Below are 17,650 nucleotides of genomic sequence, written 5' to 3'. Positions count from 1 at the left end.
GACTTAACGACTAAACTGCATTTTATACAAGTTAGCGTATACGCCATCTTGAGCTATCAGAGACTGATGATCGCCACGCTCTACTACCTCACCTTGATCTATCACTAAAATCTGATCCGCAGATTCGATAGTCGACAGTCTGTGAGCAATCACTATCGAGGTTCGGTTATGACGCAAGTTATCCAGTCCCAATTGAATGGCTTTCTCTGACTCGGTATCCAGAGCCGACGTTGCTTCATCGAGTATGAGTATCGGCGAGTTACGTAAGATAGCCCGAGCGATGGCAATTCTTTGTCGCTGACCACCGGAGAGCAAGACGCCATTCTCGCCCACTTGAGTATCTAGCCCTTCAGGCAGTAACTCGATAAACTCCATGGCGTGTGCCAGCGTTGCCGCCTCAATGATCTGCTCTTGGGTCACTTCCCCTGGGTAAGCATAGGCGATGTTATTCCCTATGGTATCGTTAAACAGGGTCACCTGCTGCGAAACCAGTGCAACTTGACTGCGAAGGTTCTTGAGCTCGAAATCATCTATGTTGACACCATCAAGCTCGATACTTCCCGCTTCGAGGCCAGTATAGAAGCGGGTGATCAGACTCGCTATCGTCGACTTACCCGAGCCGGAACGCCCGACTAAGGCGATGGTCTGGCCCTGCTTGACTGAAAAATCAATTTTATTCAGTGCAAGCTTCTCTTGATTCGGATAGCGAAAACTCACCTGATTAAAGCTAAGCTCACCTTTAACTCGCGCGACTTTATAGCTGCCATTATCGACTTCTGGTTGAGTATCTAACAGTTCAAACACTGTGGTACTCGCGGCAATACCTCGTTGAAACTCGGCATTGACACGAGTCAGACTCTTGATTGGCTGTAGCATGGCCAGCATGGCACCGAGAATGGTGGCGAATGTTCCCGCCGTTAGCTCCTCTTGCATCCCCTCGAAGCTCGCGGCATACAGAACGAAGGCCAGAGCGAAAGAGCCTATCACCATAACCAGAGGTTGGCTGATGGATTGCGCCAGAGCCAGTTTCATATTTTGATACCGGTTTTGCTCATTAACCAGAGCGAAACGCTCAGATTCAGTTTCCTGACCGCCAAAAGCCAGTACATTTTTATGACCTTTGATCATCTGCTCAGTTGCTGCGGTCACACCGCCCATCGCGGCTTGTATTCGCTTAGAGACTTTGCGAAAACGTTTACTGACGATGGAGATGATCAAACCTATGATAGGAGCGATGACAAAAATACACAGAGATAACTTCCAGGAGTAGAAGAACATGATAGCGAGCATGCCGACCACAGTGATGCTGTCTCTGACTATGCTGATCAGCGCGCTACCTGTAGCACGCGCTATCTGCTCGGTATCATAGGTGACACGGGAGATGAGATTACCTGAGTTCTCCCTATCCATGTAACTCACAGGCAGGGTGAGGTAATGCTCGAATACTTCTTGGCGCAAATCCATGATCAGGCGTGCACTCATGAAAGAGATACAGTAGGTAGATAGAAAATTAGCCAAGCCACGCAGGCTAAAAAGCACGATGACGACGATAGGCGCCATCATCAGCACATCATTCGATGCGCCAAAACCATCACTAGTACCAAGATCAATATTGGCGACAGCCGATGACGAAGTCACCTGACTGACTTGACCGCCGAAGCCGCCATCGATAAAGGGCTTAATCACGGCGATAAAGGTGGCATCGACTGCGGCATACATGAATAAGCCAAGAACGGCAAAGCCAAACACGACTTTCAATGGCTTGATATAGCCCATTAGGCGCTTAAATACGATCCAGACTTCTTGATTTGAAGAGTTTGTCATTAACGAGTCTATTCATAATTCAAAATAGGCATTCTACTCTGTATTGTTATTCTCACCAAACCTAAACAAGCTGTTGTACCAAAAAGGCGACAGATCGCCGCGGTAAGTGCTGGCACGCCGTTCATCATGGTGAAAAAGCACACTAATCTGCCCCTCACTCCCGGTCACTAACACCTGTGCGCCCGTTGACAGATAACGTTCGACAACGTCTTTCTTAGGGAAGCCATAGCGATTATTAAACCCAGCGGGAAACAAGACCAGTTGCGGGGAGACTCGATTGATAAAAGCTGCGGTGGAAGAGGTACGGCTACCGTGATGAGGAACCACTAAGACTTCACTCCGCAAAATTTGCTGGCTATCTAACAGCAAAAATTCTGCCTCTTTCTCGATATCACCGGATAACATCAATTGATGTTTACCATCACTCACTCTTAACACGCAAGAGCCATTATTGCCATCTACGGGGATCATAGGCGCCAATATCTCTAGCTTGAGCCCTTGCCATAGCAAAGACTTAGGTCGGCAGTTGAGCTGCGAGTACTCAGGCATATCAGTAATGACGCGTGCATAGGGAAAGCTATCCACCAATAGCTTAGCGCCGCCCGCATGATCGTTATCACTATGACTAAGCACCAGATAATCGACAGAATCGAGTCCTCTAAATCTCAGAAACGGCAGAATAACCCTCTCGGCATAACTGAAATTAGTGCCATAGGCAGCACCTGTGTCATATATCAGCGCCTTACCTGATTTCTCAATCACGGCGCTGAGCCCCTGCCCCACATCCAGTAGATGAAGTCGCCACTCATCCTGGGGTGGCGTGACCAGCCCAAACAGTACGCTGAGCACCAGAGGCATGCACAAGCTTATTGAGACGAGTCGCCATCTCTGCTGTGAAACCCGAAACATCAGCAGCCCCAACATAAAAAAAATCAGGCAAGCTATGGTCTGACCCGAAACGCTTATCCATGCACCAGGCAAAGATTCAATCAAGCCAAATCCCAGGCTCATGGGCATTAAACTCAGGTCTACTAAAGTAAAAATTTGCGTCAATTCCATGAAAAAAACGTGTCCACCCGCCCATATCAAGAAGCATAAAAATGAAACTGGGATAACCACCAGACTAAACCAAGGTACCAAGACAAGGTTGAACAGCAAGCCATAGGCGGAAACCCCCCCGAAGAGCAAAGCCTGGATCAGCCCTAAGCCCAAGCTTAAACGCCACTGTACGGACCAGAACATGGCGAGTTTATTCTTCACATTCAGCAGCGGGCCAGTGTCAGCCTCCTGAGCCGATTCACGCCTTGTCCATTGAGATAACGAGAGGAAAATAATCCCCAGAGCTGAAAACGACAACCAGAAGCCGGCGCTCATGCAAGCCAAAGGGTCGAAGAGTAAAATAAAAAACAGGGCGTAAAGCAGACGTTCCCAGGGAGAGGAGAAACGCTTCATCAGCCCCATGGTAAGCAAGAGGAGTAACATGATGAGGGCACGTTGTGTCGGCAGGGAGAATCCAGCGAGGTAAGCATAAAATATGGCGGCGACGGCCGAGAATAAGCCCGCTATCAATATGTTTTTCCGACTCAGGCTAGGCTTAAAACGTGTCAGTAAAAACAGAGAGAAAAAAAATACCCAGGTGGTGACGACAGAAAGATGCAGTCCAGAGATGGCAATCAGATGCCCAGAGCCTGATACTCTTAATGAGCGCCACCTTTCGCTATCGATTAGGCTCTTATCCCCGAGCAAGAGCGCTAACATCAGATCCCCATGAGCAAAATGTGCCAGCTCAGGTTTCAATTTCTTGATTATTTTACTGCGAAGGGACAAGGCCTCTCCGAGCTTAATGCCTGATTTTACACTCCCTTTCATCACTATGTGTCGACTCAGAAAACTTCGTTGCTGATTATAGCCCCCCTGATTTAATACACTGGTGATAGGCTTGGGCTTTATCACCCACTCCCATTGCTCCCCAATTGCCAGTTTAGGGGCTTGCTTCCAACTCAGTCTGAGTACTTTAGATAAAATAAATGCACTTTTTAAATTTGATTGGCGAATATCCATACTAAGCCAGTCGCCGTTTGAAGCAACTAGTGCTATGATTTCGCCCCTCACGATGATGTTTTGTACTGAGTTCGGTGGTTCATCAACCAATAAGAGTTGCACAAAAAGTGAAAACCACCCGACCGCGAGTAGTGCTCCAGCAATAACAGGAGTTCGTTTCAACACAATTAAACCCACCACAACTGAGGCTATATATACAGGTGTTGACGGTAACACCGGCCACAAGAGACTGGATAAAATGGTAATACTGAAGCCAAACATGAATCGATTCATACTGAATAAGTTAAGACAGTAATTGCAATCTATGCCAAAAAAATTCATCGAAAAGTTTATGCCTAAACCCGAGACTCTGCGGAATCACAAACACTTGCAGATGTTCGGCAAGCTGTTACATAAAGAGAATCTATGGGCCCTCAATCGTCGCTCAGCCCCAACGGCCTTCGCCGTAGGCCTTTTTGTCGCTTGGCTCCCCATGCCGTTTCAGATGGTACTGGCGGCAGCACTCGCCATTGTTTTCAATTGTAATTTACCTATCGCTGTCGCATTGGTATGGATAACTAATCCGGTTACCATGCCCTTCATGTTTTATGCAGCCTATCTGCTGGGAGCCAAGATACTCAGCCACCCGCCCCAAGAATTTGCATTCGAGGCGACCTGGCGATGGGTGGAAGCCTCCGTGTTTACCATAGGTCCGCCCTTCGTGTTAGGCTGCCTGGTATTAGGAAGTGTGTTTGCCTTAATTGGCTATTTTCTGATCAAGACGCTGTGGAAATATTCCATCTTGCTCAAATGGAAGAGCAGAAAAAGTTTGAAGTGAGCGCCATTCATTACAATCTGAGTCTGACTCGCCTTCCTATTTAACGCCCCGCCAGCGCCATTGCTGGCTGAGTCTTACTCGCCTGCCAGGCAGGGTATATAGTCGCCAGCAGGCTCATGATAAAGGCGAGCAGCAACACAGTAACCACATCTGACAAGATCAGCTCTGAAGGCAGAAAATCGATAAAGTAGACATCCGCGGACAGTAGTTTTATGCCTAATATGTTTTCGATACCTTTGGCAATTGTGCTCAGATTATCTGCGATTATGGCTCCAAACACACCGCCCAATACACAACCCAGGACACCGTTAAGGGCCCCCTGAACGATAAATATCATCATGATAGAGGCCCGTTTCATGCCCATGGTCAATAATATTGCTATCTCAGACTGCTTGTCGCGAACTGCCATCACCAGAGTCGACACTATGTTGAAACAGGCCACGGCGATAACCAGGGCAAGCACCAGATACATGACGACCCTGACTAACTGAATGTCTTGATAAAGGTTACCTTGCGTCCGTGTCCAATCGCTGAGGTAGAGATATTGGTCTTGGCTATAGCCAAGCTCTCGAATCAACCTGGGCGCTTCAAATACCTGCTCAACCTTAATTCTGACACCCGATACCCCCTGCCCCATGCCTAAAATCGAAGCTGCATACTTCATGGGAATATAGGCAGTGGTAAGATCCAGCTCACCTCCGAGTTCAAACACCCCAGCTACCACGAAACGATGACTCTTAGCCGAGGCAATCCTTGTGCTTTCTCGACTCTGATGCGAGACATCTGGCATATAGAGACTCAAGGAGTCCCCGGCACTCAGATCCAGACTGTCGGCCAAGCCCTTACCAAGCACGATATTATTTTCATCACCCTTGGCTAATTTCGACCAGGTTTCCTTAGACATAAAGTCAGAGATAACAGAGACCTTCTGTTCTTTCTCTGTGTCTATGCCTAAGATGCTCAGGCCTTGAAATCCACCGGGTTTCTGCACCAGGCCCTGGAGTCGAATGAAAGGAGCCGAGGCCAATATGCCTGGTATCTTCGCGGCATCATTGGCAATGTTCTGCCAATGAGCAATGGGCTCATTCACGCCAGTAAGCTCGCCATGAGCCACCACGCCGAGTAATCGGTTCTCTAACTCTCGCTCGAAACCATTCATCGCCGATAACACGACGATTAATACGGCAACACCTAAGGCTATTCCAGCGGTGGATGCAAAGGAGATAAAGCTGATAAAGCTATTGGATTGACGAGCGCGATAGAAGCGCCATCCCACCCAAATTGACAATAAACGATTCATGCAGCCTCACCTACGACGTGATCAGATTGACCAGCGCGATAGCAGCGCCACCCCACACAAAATAACAATAAACGATTCATGCAGCCTCACCTACGACGTGATCAGATTGACCAGCGCGATAGCAGCGCCACCCCACACAAAATAACAATAAACGATTCATGCAGCCTCACCTACGACGTGATCAGATTGACCAGCGCGATAGCAGCGCCACCCCACACAAAATAACAATAAACGATTCATGCAGCCTCACCTACGACGTGATCAGATTGACCAGCGAGATAGACACAAAATAACAATAAACGATTCATGAAGCCTCACTTGCTAGGTGATTTATGTCTAAAACGCACAAGTTGCCATCTTTCATGTGTAACTGTCGGTCCATTCTGGACGCGAGCTTACTGTCATGGGTCACCACGACAAATGCCGTGCCAAACTGAGTCGCCAATTCATGGATAAGCTCATAGACCGCCTCGCCGCTGGCGGCATCCAGATTACCTGTAGGCTCATCGGCTAACACGAGTTTGGGCTTATTGATCAAGGCTCTGGCAATGGCCGTGCGTTGTCGTTCGCCGCCAGACATCTCCGATGGTGTGTGATCTAGCCTATGGCCTAACCCCACTCGCTCGAGTAACACCTTAGCATCTTGGTGCGCCAGCTCTCGTTTCACGCCATGAATTAGCGCCGGCATGGCAACATTCTCCAATGCGGTAAATTCCGGTAGCAGGTGGTGGAACTGATAGATGAAACCTAAGTCTTGATTGCGTATCTCCGATTGTCGCCGACTCGATAATGCATAGAGGTCTTCGCCTAACATAGTCACGCTGCCACTCGTGGGGCGGTCTAAGGTTCCCATAATGTGCAGTAAGGTACTCTTACCCGAACCCGATGTGCCTACGATAGCCAGCTGCTCGCCTTTAAATACCTGTAAATCCACATTGTTAAGCACTTGAGTATCGACGCTGCCCTCTTGGTAGCGCTTAGTCACACCTTTCACTTCCAGTAATAACTCTTGCATCTTGTTCAACTCTTCAATTCATTCAAGCCACGTCATTGACTACGCGGCATCTAAGGTGTGTTAACTTGAACACCCGTGTTTACTCATGCCTTAACGCATCGGCTGGCTGTACCCCGGCAGCTCTCATCGCCGGATAGACGGTGGCAAAAAATGAGATGAGTAAGGTGCCTAAAACAATCAGACTCATCTGGCTCCATTCCAGTTGCACCGGCAGAGACTGACCCGCTCCGAGCACTGAGATGCCAAATGTATTTAAGATGGTATTGAGATTCAATGTAATTGCTATCCCCACGACCAGACCGCAGACGAGTCCTATGATGGCATTGAGCGATCCTTGGATCATAAATATCCCCATCACATCGGATGTCATCAATCCCTGAGTCTTGAGCACGGCGACGTCGCTAGTCTTGTCGACCACCATCATCACCAGGGCCGATACAATGTTAAATGCAGCGACGGCGATAATGAGGCTCAGCATAAGAGACATCATATTCTTCTCCATCTTCACCGCACCGAAAAGATGACCATAGGTTTCACGCCAATCCGAGGTGGTGACCTTCAGATTATCTTTGCTAAACTCGGCTATCACATCAGCGCTCAGATTGGCGGCATTGAAGGGATCATCGAGGTAGAACCTCAGATGCTTTACCTCACCGGGCTTTTGCCGCATCAGTCTCTGGGCATCTTCATAATGAACATAAGCCAGATTCGCATCGACTTGAGATCCCATCTCAAACACACCGGCAACCACAAAATTTCTCTGACTCGGCACCGGGCCTAAGGGAGAATAGATGACACCTTCGCCGCTCAATAGTCTCACCTTATCACCGGATGACACATCCAGGCGTCTAGCAAGCAATGAGCCTAAAACGATGCGATACTGGCCCGCTTCAAGCTGTTCGAAACTGCCGTTAAAACTGCGCTGCATAGTGGCTAAGAGATCATGTTCAAAATCCGGATAGATGCCGTAGACCTGGATTGCACTTATGTTGCTGCGGGATTGAATCATGGCCTGATTGGCTATGCTGGGAGTGACACCGATAACACCCGGGAGTTTGCTCAGTTCGGTGATCTTACTCTGCCACTGCTCGATAGGTGCAGTCGAATGCACCGTCAACTGAGGCACAGCGCCTAATATACGCTGTTTCAACTGACCTTCGAGTCCATTCATCACAGAACTGACGATGATCAATGCAGCCACACCGAGTAAGATACCGGAAACGGCAAAAAAAGTGATGAAAGAGGCGAAGCCATTAGCCTTTCTCGCATGCCAATAGCGAAAGCCTATATGTGAAGATAATGCAAGATTCATAGTGTCCTACAGGCCCAATAAATAATCAGCCTTGCTAAATCATTAAGATGCGCACGATAATAGGGGTAATAGCTATATAAAAACAAGAGGAAATCCCTTGTTCACAGACTCAACGCCCTATTTTAGTGTGCAGCATGACTTTAGCGCCTATCTTTCTCCCTGGCCAAAAGAGCAGGCTCTGCCCACAGAACACGAATTAAGAGCCATGTTACCTATAGGTTTACTGCTCATCAACGAAGTCAAAACCCTGGAATCAGACTGTTTACTGCAACTGAGACACTTAGACGACGAGGCTAAGACTGTGGTGGATTACCTTAAACTCCAGTCCCGTAAGATAGATCTGGTTCTACAATACGTATTAGAGCGTGAGCAGCATGAAGGAGAAAAATATCGAGGCGCCTACTTTGGCGGCAGTGGCATTCGGATAATCAGCGATACTCAGCTGGTTGAAAATGAGCAATTTAAGATCACTCTGCACATTAGAGATGAGTTAGTCGCCCTGTTATGCTTCGTAACAGTCACCGTCTCTGAGCCGTTAGATCCAGATGACAATCGAGCTAGCGGCCAATACATCAGCAGTCTTGAATTTACTCAAATACTGGAGACGGATGTGGAACAATTGGTCAAAGCCAGTCTAAGCGTACAACTAAAGCAGCTTAAATTGCGTAAGCAGGCGAAAAGCAGCTCATAAGTTTTCTCTAGCACAAGAGGCTGTAAGCCTCTACAATATCAGCCATCTTTGACGCTACTCTTTTGCCACATCTGAATGAAATCTTTCTCAATATTGACTCCCCCCACAGTCAAAAATGCATCAAAAGCGCAAACACTATATACATTAGGGGGTGCCTCTCAAGCCATCACCTTAGCGAACCTGGTGCAAAACCATGTAGGCATCACAGTTGCAGTGACTCACGACACACCCACGGCCCTGTTACTCGAATCTGAACTGGATTATCTGCTCAAAGGTACCGATTTTCCGGTGTGGCTTTTCCCGGACAGAGAAACCTTGCCCTATGACAGTTTCTCTCCCCACCAAGATCTGGTATCCCAAAGATTAGAGACCTTATCTCGGCTGCCCAATGCTAAACAGGGACTGGTTATCGTTCCCTTGAGCACCTTGATGGTGCGCTTACCGCCTAAATCTTTCTTAGCCGGCAATGTGCTCATGTTGAAAAAAGGCGATAATTATTGTCTTCAGGATGTCAAACAGCAACTGGTGAACACAGGCTATCATCTGGTCGAGCAAGTCTATGAACATGGTGAGTTTGCCGTCAGAGGCTCGATAATCGATCTATTTCCTATGGGCTCGGAGCAACCCTTCCGTATCGAGTTATTTGATGATGAAGTCGAGTCCATCAGACACTTCGATCCGGAGAGCCAGAGATCCAGTGGGCAAATTGATGCGATACGTTTACTGCCTGCAAAAGAATTCCCAACCGATGATCAGGCAATTGAAGGCTTTAGACAAAGATACCGTCGACGCTTCGAACGCTTGGTTAAAGAGCCTGAATCTGTCTATCAGATGGTCAGTCGAAAAATCTTTCCTGCTGGGATCGAGAGCTATCTGCCACTATTTTTCGACGAGACTGCCAGCCTGTTCGATTATCTGCCAGAACATGCGCAACTGGTCAATATCGGCGACCTTGAGGCCGCCTCTAAGGCCCATCTAGCCGAAGTGGAACTGAGATATGAAGATAAGCGCGTGGATCCTTTACGCCCATTACTGGAACCTAAAGAGCTCTATCTGCTCACGGAGCAGATGTTCGCTCATTTTAAGACCCGACCAAGGAGCCTACTCAAGATTGGCGAGGACTCGGATAAGGTCTCGGACAAGGGTCATCAGGCTAAATTGGAAAAACTGCCCGAGTTGACAGCCAATCACAAACTAAAACAGCCACTGATCCAGCTGCAAGAATATGCGACTAAAGAGACCAGCATACTCTTCAGCGCGGAATCCGAGGGGCGCCGGGAAGCCTTACTCGAGCTACTCGCTAAAATAGATATCAAGCCGAAACGATTCGACAGTTTAGAGCAGTTTACCGCCTCGAAGACTAAGCTTGGACTCATCGTCTCCCCTCTCTCTAACGGCTGCATCATAGAGAAAAGCCGAGGTGGAAAATTTAGCCTGGTCTGTGAAACCGAACTATTCGGTCATCGTATATCTCAAAAACGTCGCCGGGACAGACAGAAACAGATAAGCAGTGACGCCTTAGTCAAAAACTTAGCCGAGCTCAAAGTCGGCCAACCCATAGTCCACTTAGATCATGGAGTCGCAAAATATCAGGGACTGGAAACCTTAGATACCGGTGGCCTTGTCGCCGAATACCTCAAGTTAGAATATGCCGGCGGTGATAAACTTTATGTACCTGTGTCATCACTTCACCTTATCAGCCGTTACAGTGTGGGGCCGGACGAGGAAGCTAACTTAAACAAACTGGGCAATGAAACATGGGCCAAGGCGAAGAAGAAAGCGGTAGAGAAGATCCGCGATGTTGCCGTCGAATTGCTCGATGTCTACGCACGAAGACAGGCGAGGCCAGGCACGGCGTGTAACATCGATGAACAAGAGTATGCCCAGTTCGCCAATAGTTTTCCCTTCGAAGAGACCGTCGATCAAGAAACCACTATCAATGCTGTGTTAACTGATATGTGCTCTCCCATCTCCATGGATAGACTGGTCTGTGGCGATGTCGGCTTTGGTAAGACAGAGGTGGCAATGAGAGCCGCCTTCGTTGCGGTCAATGATGGCAAGCAAGTCGCTATTTTAGTGCCTACGACCTTACTGGCCCAACAACATTTCGAGAACTTCAAAGACAGATTTGCCGATTGGCCGGTTAAGATTGAGGTGATATCTCGCTTCAAGACGGCTAAAGAACAAAAGCTGATCATGGATGAACTCAGTAAGGGTAAAGTCGATATCATCATAGGCACCCATAAATTACTGCATTCAGAGGGTGATTTTGACAACTTAGGCTTGCTGGTCATCGATGAGGAACACAGATTCGGTGTTAGGCAGAAAGAAAAAATTAAGGCGCTGCGGGCTAATGTAGATATCTTAACCTTAACGGCGACGCCTATTCCCCGAACCCTAAATATGGCGATGTCAGGCATGCGGGATCTGTCGATTATTGCCACACCACCGGCCAAGCGGCTCGCGGTAAAGACTTTCATCAGGGAGTACGACACCACCACCATACGCGAAGCCTTACTGCGTGAAATTCTCCGTGGCGGACAAGTTTATTTTCTACATAACAAGGTCGAAACCATAGAGAAACGCGCCAACGAAATACGTGAGCTCCTGCCTGAAGCTAGAGTCGTGACGGCTCACGGACAGATGCGGGAACGCGACTTAGAAAGAGTCATGTCTGACTTTTATCATCAAAAGTTCAACGTACTCGTCTGTACCACCATTATCGAGACCGGCATCGATGTGCCCTCGGCGAACACCATAGTCATAGAGAGAGCCGATAAGTTTGGCTTAGCCCAGCTGCACCAACTGAGAGGACGTGTCGGTCGCTCCCATCATCAGGCTTATGCCTACATGATGACGCCGCATCCCAAAAGCATTTCATCCGATGCACGCAAACGTCTGGAAGCCATCGGAGCCTTAGAAGATTTAGGCGCAGGCTTTTTACTGGCCACCCAAGATCTTGAGATCCGCGGTGCCGGCGAGCTATTAGGCGATGAACAATCTGGCCATATCTCCAAGATAGGATTCACCCTCTATATGGAGATGCTGGAAGATGCGGTTAAGTCGCTTAAAGAGGGTAAAGAGCCCTCCCTCAGTCAGATGCTCAGACGTCAATGTGAGATAGAACTGCGAATTCCGGCCTTACTTCCCGATGATTTCGTCCATGACGTCAATATTCGCTTGTCTCTGTATAAACGCATTGCCAACTGTGATTCTGAGAATGCCATCGATGAACTTAAAGTCGAACTTATCGATCGCTTTGGCATGCTGCCTGACGCCACGAAGAACCTGATGGAGCTAACCCTGTACAAACATCTGGCCACCAGTCTCGGCATTAAGAAACTGGAGATGCATGCTAAGGGTGGTAGCCTGGAATTTAATGACGATCATTGCGTCGATCCGGGCTTTATTATCGGTTTACTGCAAAGTCAGCCACAAAACTATCGAATGGATGGCCCGAGTAAGTTAAAATTCCTCATTCCAGCCGAGTCATACAAGGATAGACTGGCACTGGTAAAATTGCTGTTAGGACAATTATCACAACATCGTCTTGGAGAATAATGTGTTAAAACAAACTTTTTTAATCATTGTAGGCCTACTCTCTCTGTCGCAGCAGGCTTACGCCCAGGATGAGCGTTGGTTTGAAGTTGAGGTCTATCTCTTCGAGAGAACCAATGGCCAGTCTCAAGAGCAAGCACCTGAACAAGTTTCTTTGCAAAACCCAAAGAGGATGGTGGATCTGATTTCACCCTTGTTCAGCACCAATATTACCGCTGCCAGCCTAGGTTTAGATGCTTGTTCAGCACATGATTGGGCCACTAAGGCCGATGAATGTAACCAACAACTCAGTTCATCCACCCAAATGAATCACCCTTCGCAGATCCCATGGAGTATCGCTGCCCCATCGACACAATATGGTGTACCCGATGGCGCTCCCGTACTGTTAGCCGGTGAGCAGAATCAGTTCAAAGACATCATAACGAAACTGTCCAGAGAAAGAGGCTATAAGAGTCTGTTGCACATGACCTGGCAGCAGGCGATGCAACCTAGACGCAGAGCCATACCCGTTAGAATCTTCTCGGGAAAGGATTACTCTTCACAATTTAAGCTTAATGGTCAATCGACTCTCAGCCAAACGACTCAGTCGGAGGTGCCTCAGTTTGACTTTCTCGGAGGAAGTTTTGGCGTCGTTGAACATAAGCCTGTCTGGACACTCGATGGCACAATCAACATCTACTTAGACCACTACCTTTATGTTGAAACGGCATTAAATTTAAGAGAAGAAGGCACTAAAATCTTAGACGTGATGCGGGATAACACCCGATATAATTCGAGTGAAGTCAATCTGTCTACACCCTTCCTGTATTCCTTCCCTATGAAGCAAAACAGACGGATAAGAAGCGATGAAATTCATTACTTCGATCATCCCAGAATGGGCATGATTCTGCAGATAAGAAAGATGCAGCAACCCATAGACAGGCTTAACAGCCACGCCTCGGAAAACGAATAATCTCCGGCAAACCTCACGTCAAGGAGCATAATCCCTATGGCTTCGGCTCCTTGATGTGAGATGTAATTTGTCTCATTAAGATTGAACAATCGAGAAATCTAAATAGATCTCATCGGCTTCATCTTCTTCAACAAATACTCGAGAAACATTGGATTGAGGTGAGCCTATTTTGCACCAATCGATCAGGTAATTCACCGCGGGAAATGCCCCCTGAGCTAAAATAGTGACATTACCATCATCGTCATTTGAGACATAGCCGGTTAAGCCTAAGGCTTTGGCTTTCGATAAGGCGTAACGCCTATAACAGACACCTTGCACCTTTCCTTGAACGCTAATCTTGACTCTTTTCATGCTAAAATCCTCAAGTTCCCTCTTTTGAAGATAACGCAAACCCGTCGACTAGGCAAAATACAGACAAAAAAAACAGCTAACTAAAGTTGGCTAGCTGCATCGGGCGACATACGCAAATTGGTGAGTCTTCAACAGACTAATGCTTTAATCGTATCAATTTGTATCATTTGTACTATCTCGACACTCTACACTGACAAAGATCACATTCAAACAAAAATCAGCTTTTTCATCTAACTTTCACATTAGACGTGATCAAGATCACCTAAAATAAGGAAGAAATTAGTATTTTATACCAGTTAACTATTTTGTCTGTACAACTAACCTAGCTTGAAAGCGACTATTTGTGCTAGATGGCTCGCCAATACCGGGAATTTATGAGGTTGTTCTTCATCCCAAATCACTTGGTAATACTCACTCATAACGTCACAAACCAGAGCGTTGTTATTCACATCATCCGCACGAGAGAGAATAACTAAGGCATTAGCTTCATTTTTAGATCTGAAGCTGGCAATACATTTACTGGTAATATCGGCATATTCTTCGGGCCTGTCTATCTTGCCAACCATGTCAATCTCTGGTGACAAGTTAGGGTTAATTAACACCGCTCTGAGCCTATTTAAGAATCCGATACGCTCGGCCCAAAATGCGCCTAAGCCCACCCCCATAATTAAGGGCGCGGGATCATCTGACTGTTGGAGTTGACGACTCACTTGATTGAGTAACTGCTGCATATCGTGCTTGGGATGCTGAGTGCTATAACTCACCAGACGCACATCCTTATCGATAAATTGCAATTGACGCATCTTTTCATGATTACCGGGGCTCGTCGCATCGAAGCCATGTAAATAGAGGATCATTTTGCTACCTGTAATAATGTAGAACATTCACTTTAGCTAACTTAACTCGTCAATGAGTTGAGCTATATCAAATTCTAGGAGATTGGTATAAGTTAACTTTACTGATTAAATGTTTCAGCCAAGGCTTTAGCCTTTTTCCAGCGCTCTTCTTGCTGTAATGCTTGGGCGACGATAATGGCATCGGGTTTTAACAAGTTAGCCGCTCTATGTGGCTCCTCGTTAGGCCAATCGAGTTCATTCAGTACCTCTGTTGCGCCGGCAGCATCGTTACACACCAAGATCATGTTGCAACCGGCATCTAATGCCGCTTTCGCTCTTTGTTTGTAGCCTCCGACTACGCCCGCACCTTTCATGCCGAGATCATCCGAGAAGATCACCCCTTGGAAATCCAGCTCGCCTCTCAACACTTGCTTGAGCCAGTATGATGAGAAACCTGCAGGGTTGGGATCGACTTTGGGATAGATAACATGGGCAGGCATCACGCCTTGAAGCTTCTGCTGCTCGATAAGCGTTTTAAAAGGCAGCATATCCAACGCTCGTATGTCGGTCTCACAGCGCTCATCTATCGCTTGGGCCAAGTGTGAATCTGTCTCTACACTGCCATGACCAGGAAAATGCTTGCCCACAGCAGCCATGCCGGCTTGATTTATGCCCGAAATAAAACGCTCGGCTAAACTCGTCACGATTTCCGGCTCAGAGCCAAATGCCCGTTTCCCTATGACTCTGCTTACTCTGTCCAGATCCAGTACTGGGGCGAAACTGAGATCGATATCGCAAGCCAATAGCTCAATTGCCATGAGAAAACCTAATTCAACAGCCCAGATTTTGGCCTGTTGCATATCCCCTCCGGCGTGGGACAATATATCGCCCATAGCGGGTATAAGAGTGAAACCTTGTCGAAACCGCTGCACTCGCCCGCCCTCATGATCTACGGCGATGATAAGATCGGATCTCACCTCTCTTATCGACTGTATTAACGCGATCAATTGCTCTCTATCGACAAAGTTGCGCGTAAACAGGATCAGGCCACCCACCATGGGATGCTTAAGTTGTTCAAGCTCGGCTTCACTAGCTTGGGTCGATAAAAGATCTAACATTAAATAGCTCACGCTTACTCCTCAAGGTACCTAATAACAAGAATGCCTTATCTCTCTAACCATAAGAAATAATCCAAATAAACCCAGTACAAAATGCTCAGCCGATGGTGACCAACATGAAATCATTGCCTTAGCTCAGCTAATCTGAAACTTTCGATTAAAAAAACTCATGATAAGTCATTTAGCAAAGTATGGGATACTTTCAGTGTCATGGATTTAAATTCAGAAGAATCGATTTAAACAAGCAAGAGAAGAATAACATATCAGGACTTAAATCCATTGAAACTTGATGATTCCAATGGATTTAAGACTAATATTAATAGTAGATAGTAGATAGTAGATAGTAGATAGTAGATAGTAGATAGTATTGTAAATACAACAATAACAAACAGGGTGTTAAGCATGATAAGTGTATTTGATATGTTCAAAATCGGCATTGGGCCATCTAGCTCACATACTGTGGGTCCAATGAAAGCGGGTAAGATCTTTATCGACGATCTCGATAAAGCAGGCCTGCTTGAACGTACAGATGAACTACGCTCAGAATTATTCGGCTCCCTAGGACAAACGGGCAAAGGCCACGGCACAGGTAAAGCCGTTATCTTAGGTTTAATGGGCGAAGCGCCGGCTACAGTCGATACTGATAGCATAGATGGAATATTAAAGGACGTGAGTCAAAACCAGCAACTGCTGATGGCAAATGGCAAACACGTTATTTTCAGTCGTGAATCTGGCGTTATCTACCACAGACGCAAAAGTTTACCTGCCCACGCTAACGCCATGACCCTATACGCCTATTCTGCCGGTGAATGTATCTATGAGAGAACTTACTACTCAGTGGGTGGTGGTTTCATCTTAGATCAGGATGAAATTAAAGCCCAGGATGCATCCCCAGCCCTGCCAATTGAGTCTGCACCTTTTGATTTTAACAGCGCGGATCAACTACTCGAATTTTGTAATAGCAATGGTTTGAGCATTTCAGCCTTGATGATGGAAAATGAGTTGAGTATCGCCAAAGAGGCTGATATTAGAGAGCAGTTATGGCATATCTGGCAGACGATGAAAGATTGTGTTGAACGTGGCTATCACAAAGAGGGACTACTGCCTGGCGGACTCAAACTGAGGCGCCGAGCTCCAGCCATGTATCGCAGACTTATGGCCGAAGGAAAAAACAGTGTCGATCCCCTCACGGTATTAGATTGGGTCGATCTATTTGCCTTGTCAGTTAATGAACAAAATGCGGCCGGTGATAGAGTCGTCACGGCCCCCACCAATGGAGCCGCAGGGATAATTCCGGCCGTTTTATGCTACTACGACATGTTTGTTCAAGAAGTAGATAATGATATCTGTTGCCGCTACCTGTTAACTGCTGCAGCCATAGGTATTCTCTATAAGAAGAATGCCTCTATCTCAGGTGCCGAAGTCGGCTGTCAGGGTGAAGTTGGGGTAGCCTGCTCGATGGCCGCCGCGGCATTAACCGAGATCATGGGCGGCACAGTCGAACATGTGGAAAACGCAGCGGAAATAGGCATGGAACATAACTTGGGATTGACGTGTGACCCTGTTGGCGGCCTAGTCCAGGTTCCTTGCATCGAACGTAATGCCATGGGCGCGGTAAAAGCCATTAACGCTTCTCGAATGGCGCTACGTGGCGACGGTAATCATAAGGTATCCCTGGATAAAGTGATCAAAACCATGATGGATACAGGTAAAGATATGCGCAGCAAGTATAAGGAAACCGCCAAGGGTGGCCTGGCTGTGAATATCGTTGCATGCTAAACGATTCTGAATAACTCTTCAGACATAAAAAAACTC

The 17,650-nt window shown here is 47.2% G+C and carries 13 protein-coding genes; 5 read left to right on the top strand and 8 right to left on the bottom strand.

The genetic code is table 11. The features are described 5' to 3' along the window. Positions 1 to 3 precede the first annotated feature (3 nt). Together msbA and KT99_RS13935 are read right to left on the bottom strand one after the other, a co-directional pair. Positions 4 to 1,824 carry a lipid A export permease/ATP-binding protein MsbA gene (gene msbA / locus KT99_RS13940; protein ID WP_005501196.1) on the bottom strand — a complete coding sequence of 607 codons (1,821 nt, stop codon included), beginning with the start codon at positions 1,822 to 1,824 and terminating at the stop codon, positions 4 to 6. A gap of 33 nt (positions 1,825 to 1,857) precedes the next feature. Continuing rightward, positions 1,858 to 4,158: a DNA internalization-related competence protein ComEC/Rec2 gene (locus KT99_RS13935; RefSeq protein ID WP_040572017.1), complete on the bottom strand. Its 2,301-nt coding sequence runs from the start codon at positions 4,156 to 4,158 to the stop codon at positions 1,858 to 1,860. Positions 4,159 to 4,189: 31 nt separating this feature from the next. Between KT99_RS13935 and KT99_RS13930 the strand changes: the two genes are divergently transcribed. Continuing rightward, entirely contained in the window at positions 4,190 to 4,702 is a 513-nt protein-coding gene (locus KT99_RS13930) for a DUF2062 domain-containing protein (RefSeq protein WP_005501192.1), read from the top strand. A 40-nt stretch (positions 4,703 to 4,742) separates the two neighbouring features. Here the strand turns inward: KT99_RS13930 and lolE are convergent, their stop codons facing one another. From lolE to KT99_RS13915, 3 genes are all read right to left on the bottom strand, one after another. After that, positions 4,743 to 6,002 carry a lipoprotein-releasing ABC transporter permease subunit LolE gene (gene lolE, locus KT99_RS13925; RefSeq protein ID WP_005501190.1) on the bottom strand — a complete coding sequence of 420 codons (1,260 nt, stop codon included), beginning with the start codon at positions 6,000 to 6,002 and terminating at the stop codon, positions 4,743 to 4,745. Between the two features lie 304 nt (positions 6,003 to 6,306). Next, positions 6,307 to 7,017 (bottom strand): lipoprotein-releasing ABC transporter ATP-binding protein LolD, encoded by a 711-nt coding sequence (gene lolD / locus KT99_RS13920; RefSeq protein WP_005501188.1) that lies wholly within the window; start codon positions 7,015 to 7,017, stop codon positions 6,307 to 6,309. 79 nt (positions 7,018 to 7,096) lie between these two features. Next, positions 7,097 to 8,329, bottom strand: coding sequence for a lipoprotein-releasing ABC transporter permease subunit (locus tag KT99_RS13915; RefSeq protein WP_005501178.1), 1,233 nt, complete (start codon positions 8,327 to 8,329; stop codon positions 7,097 to 7,099). Positions 8,330 to 8,426: 97 nt separating this feature from the next. Here KT99_RS13915 and KT99_RS13910 point away from each other — a divergent pair, with 97 nt between their 5' ends. The 3 genes from KT99_RS13910 (at position 8,427) to KT99_RS13900 (ending at position 13,530) form a co-directional block, all read left to right on the top strand. Then, positions 8,427 to 9,020: a hypothetical protein gene (locus tag KT99_RS13910; RefSeq protein ID WP_040572016.1), complete on the top strand. Its 594-nt coding sequence runs from the start codon at positions 8,427 to 8,429 to the stop codon at positions 9,018 to 9,020. A gap of 75 nt (positions 9,021 to 9,095) precedes the next feature. Then, positions 9,096 to 12,581 carry a transcription-repair coupling factor gene (mfd, locus tag KT99_RS13905; protein ID WP_005501176.1) on the top strand — a complete coding sequence of 1,162 codons (3,486 nt, stop codon included), beginning with the start codon at positions 9,096 to 9,098 and terminating at the stop codon, positions 12,579 to 12,581. 1 nt (position 12,582) lies between these two features. Next, positions 12,583 to 13,530, top strand: coding sequence for a peptidoglycan binding protein CsiV (locus tag KT99_RS13900; RefSeq protein ID WP_040572015.1), 948 nt, complete (start codon positions 12,583 to 12,585; stop codon positions 13,528 to 13,530). Positions 13,531 to 13,605: 75 nt separating this feature from the next. On the opposite strand, the gene KT99_RS13895 is transcribed toward KT99_RS13900, so the two are convergent. The 3 genes from KT99_RS13895 to nagZ form a co-directional block, all read right to left on the bottom strand. Then, positions 13,606 to 13,881: an acylphosphatase gene (locus KT99_RS13895; RefSeq protein WP_005501174.1), complete on the bottom strand. Its 276-nt coding sequence runs from the start codon at positions 13,879 to 13,881 to the stop codon at positions 13,606 to 13,608. 317 nt (positions 13,882 to 14,198) lie between these two features. Next, on the bottom strand, positions 14,199 to 14,738 hold the full coding sequence (gene ycfP, locus KT99_RS13890) for an alpha/beta hydrolase YcfP (protein WP_005501173.1): 540 nt from the start codon (positions 14,736 to 14,738) through the stop codon (positions 14,199 to 14,201). 98 nt (positions 14,739 to 14,836) lie between these two features. Next, positions 14,837 to 15,847, bottom strand: a complete 1,011-nt coding sequence (gene nagZ / locus KT99_RS13885) for a beta-N-acetylhexosaminidase (RefSeq protein ID WP_040572014.1) — start codon at positions 15,845 to 15,847, stop codon at positions 14,837 to 14,839. A gap of 390 nt (positions 15,848 to 16,237) precedes the next feature. Between nagZ and KT99_RS13880 the strand changes: the two genes are divergently transcribed. Continuing rightward, complete coding sequence (locus KT99_RS13880; protein WP_005501171.1) at positions 16,238 to 17,614, top strand: L-serine ammonia-lyase; 1,377 nt, start codon at positions 16,238 to 16,240, stop codon at positions 17,612 to 17,614. The last annotated feature ends 36 nt before the right edge of the window (positions 17,615 to 17,650 follow it).

The organism is Shewanella benthica KT99 (assembly GCF_000172075.1).
Taxonomy (GTDB): Bacteria; Pseudomonadota; Gammaproteobacteria; order Enterobacterales; family Shewanellaceae; genus Shewanella; species Shewanella benthica_A.
This window is presented reverse-complemented; position numbering and strand designations above follow the sequence as displayed.

What these genes read in the sequence shown, in the direction of transcription:
- lolD (WP_005501188.1), bottom strand. Translation starts at nt 7,017, where the DNA reads ATGCAAGAGTTATTACTGGAAGTGAAAGGTGTGACTAAGCGCTACCAA.
- KT99_RS13930 (WP_005501192.1), top strand. Translation starts at nt 4,190, where the DNA reads ATGCCAAAAAAATTCATCGAAAAGTTTATGCCTAAACCCGAGACTCTG.
- KT99_RS13895 (WP_005501174.1), bottom strand. Translation starts at nt 13,881, where the DNA reads ATGAAAAGAGTCAAGATTAGCGTTCAAGGAAAGGTGCAAGGTGTCTGT.
- msbA (WP_005501196.1), bottom strand. Translation starts at nt 1,824, where the DNA reads ATGACAAACTCTTCAAATCAAGAAGTCTGGATCGTATTTAAGCGCCTA.
- lolE (WP_005501190.1), bottom strand. Translation starts at nt 6,002, where the DNA reads ATGAATCGTTTATTGTCAATTTGGGTGGGATGGCGCTTCTATCGCGCT.
- mfd (WP_005501176.1), top strand. Translation starts at nt 9,096, where the DNA reads ATGAAATCTTTCTCAATATTGACTCCCCCCACAGTCAAAAATGCATCA.
- KT99_RS13915 (WP_005501178.1), bottom strand. Translation starts at nt 8,329, where the DNA reads ATGAATCTTGCATTATCTTCACATATAGGCTTTCGCTATTGGCATGCG.
- KT99_RS13880 (WP_005501171.1), top strand. Translation starts at nt 16,238, where the DNA reads ATGATAAGTGTATTTGATATGTTCAAAATCGGCATTGGGCCATCTAGC.
- KT99_RS13935 (WP_040572017.1), bottom strand. Translation starts at nt 4,158, where the DNA reads ATGAATCGATTCATGTTTGGCTTCAGTATTACCATTTTATCCAGTCTC.
- ycfP (WP_005501173.1), bottom strand. Translation starts at nt 14,738, where the DNA reads ATGATCCTCTATTTACATGGCTTCGATGCGACGAGCCCCGGTAATCAT.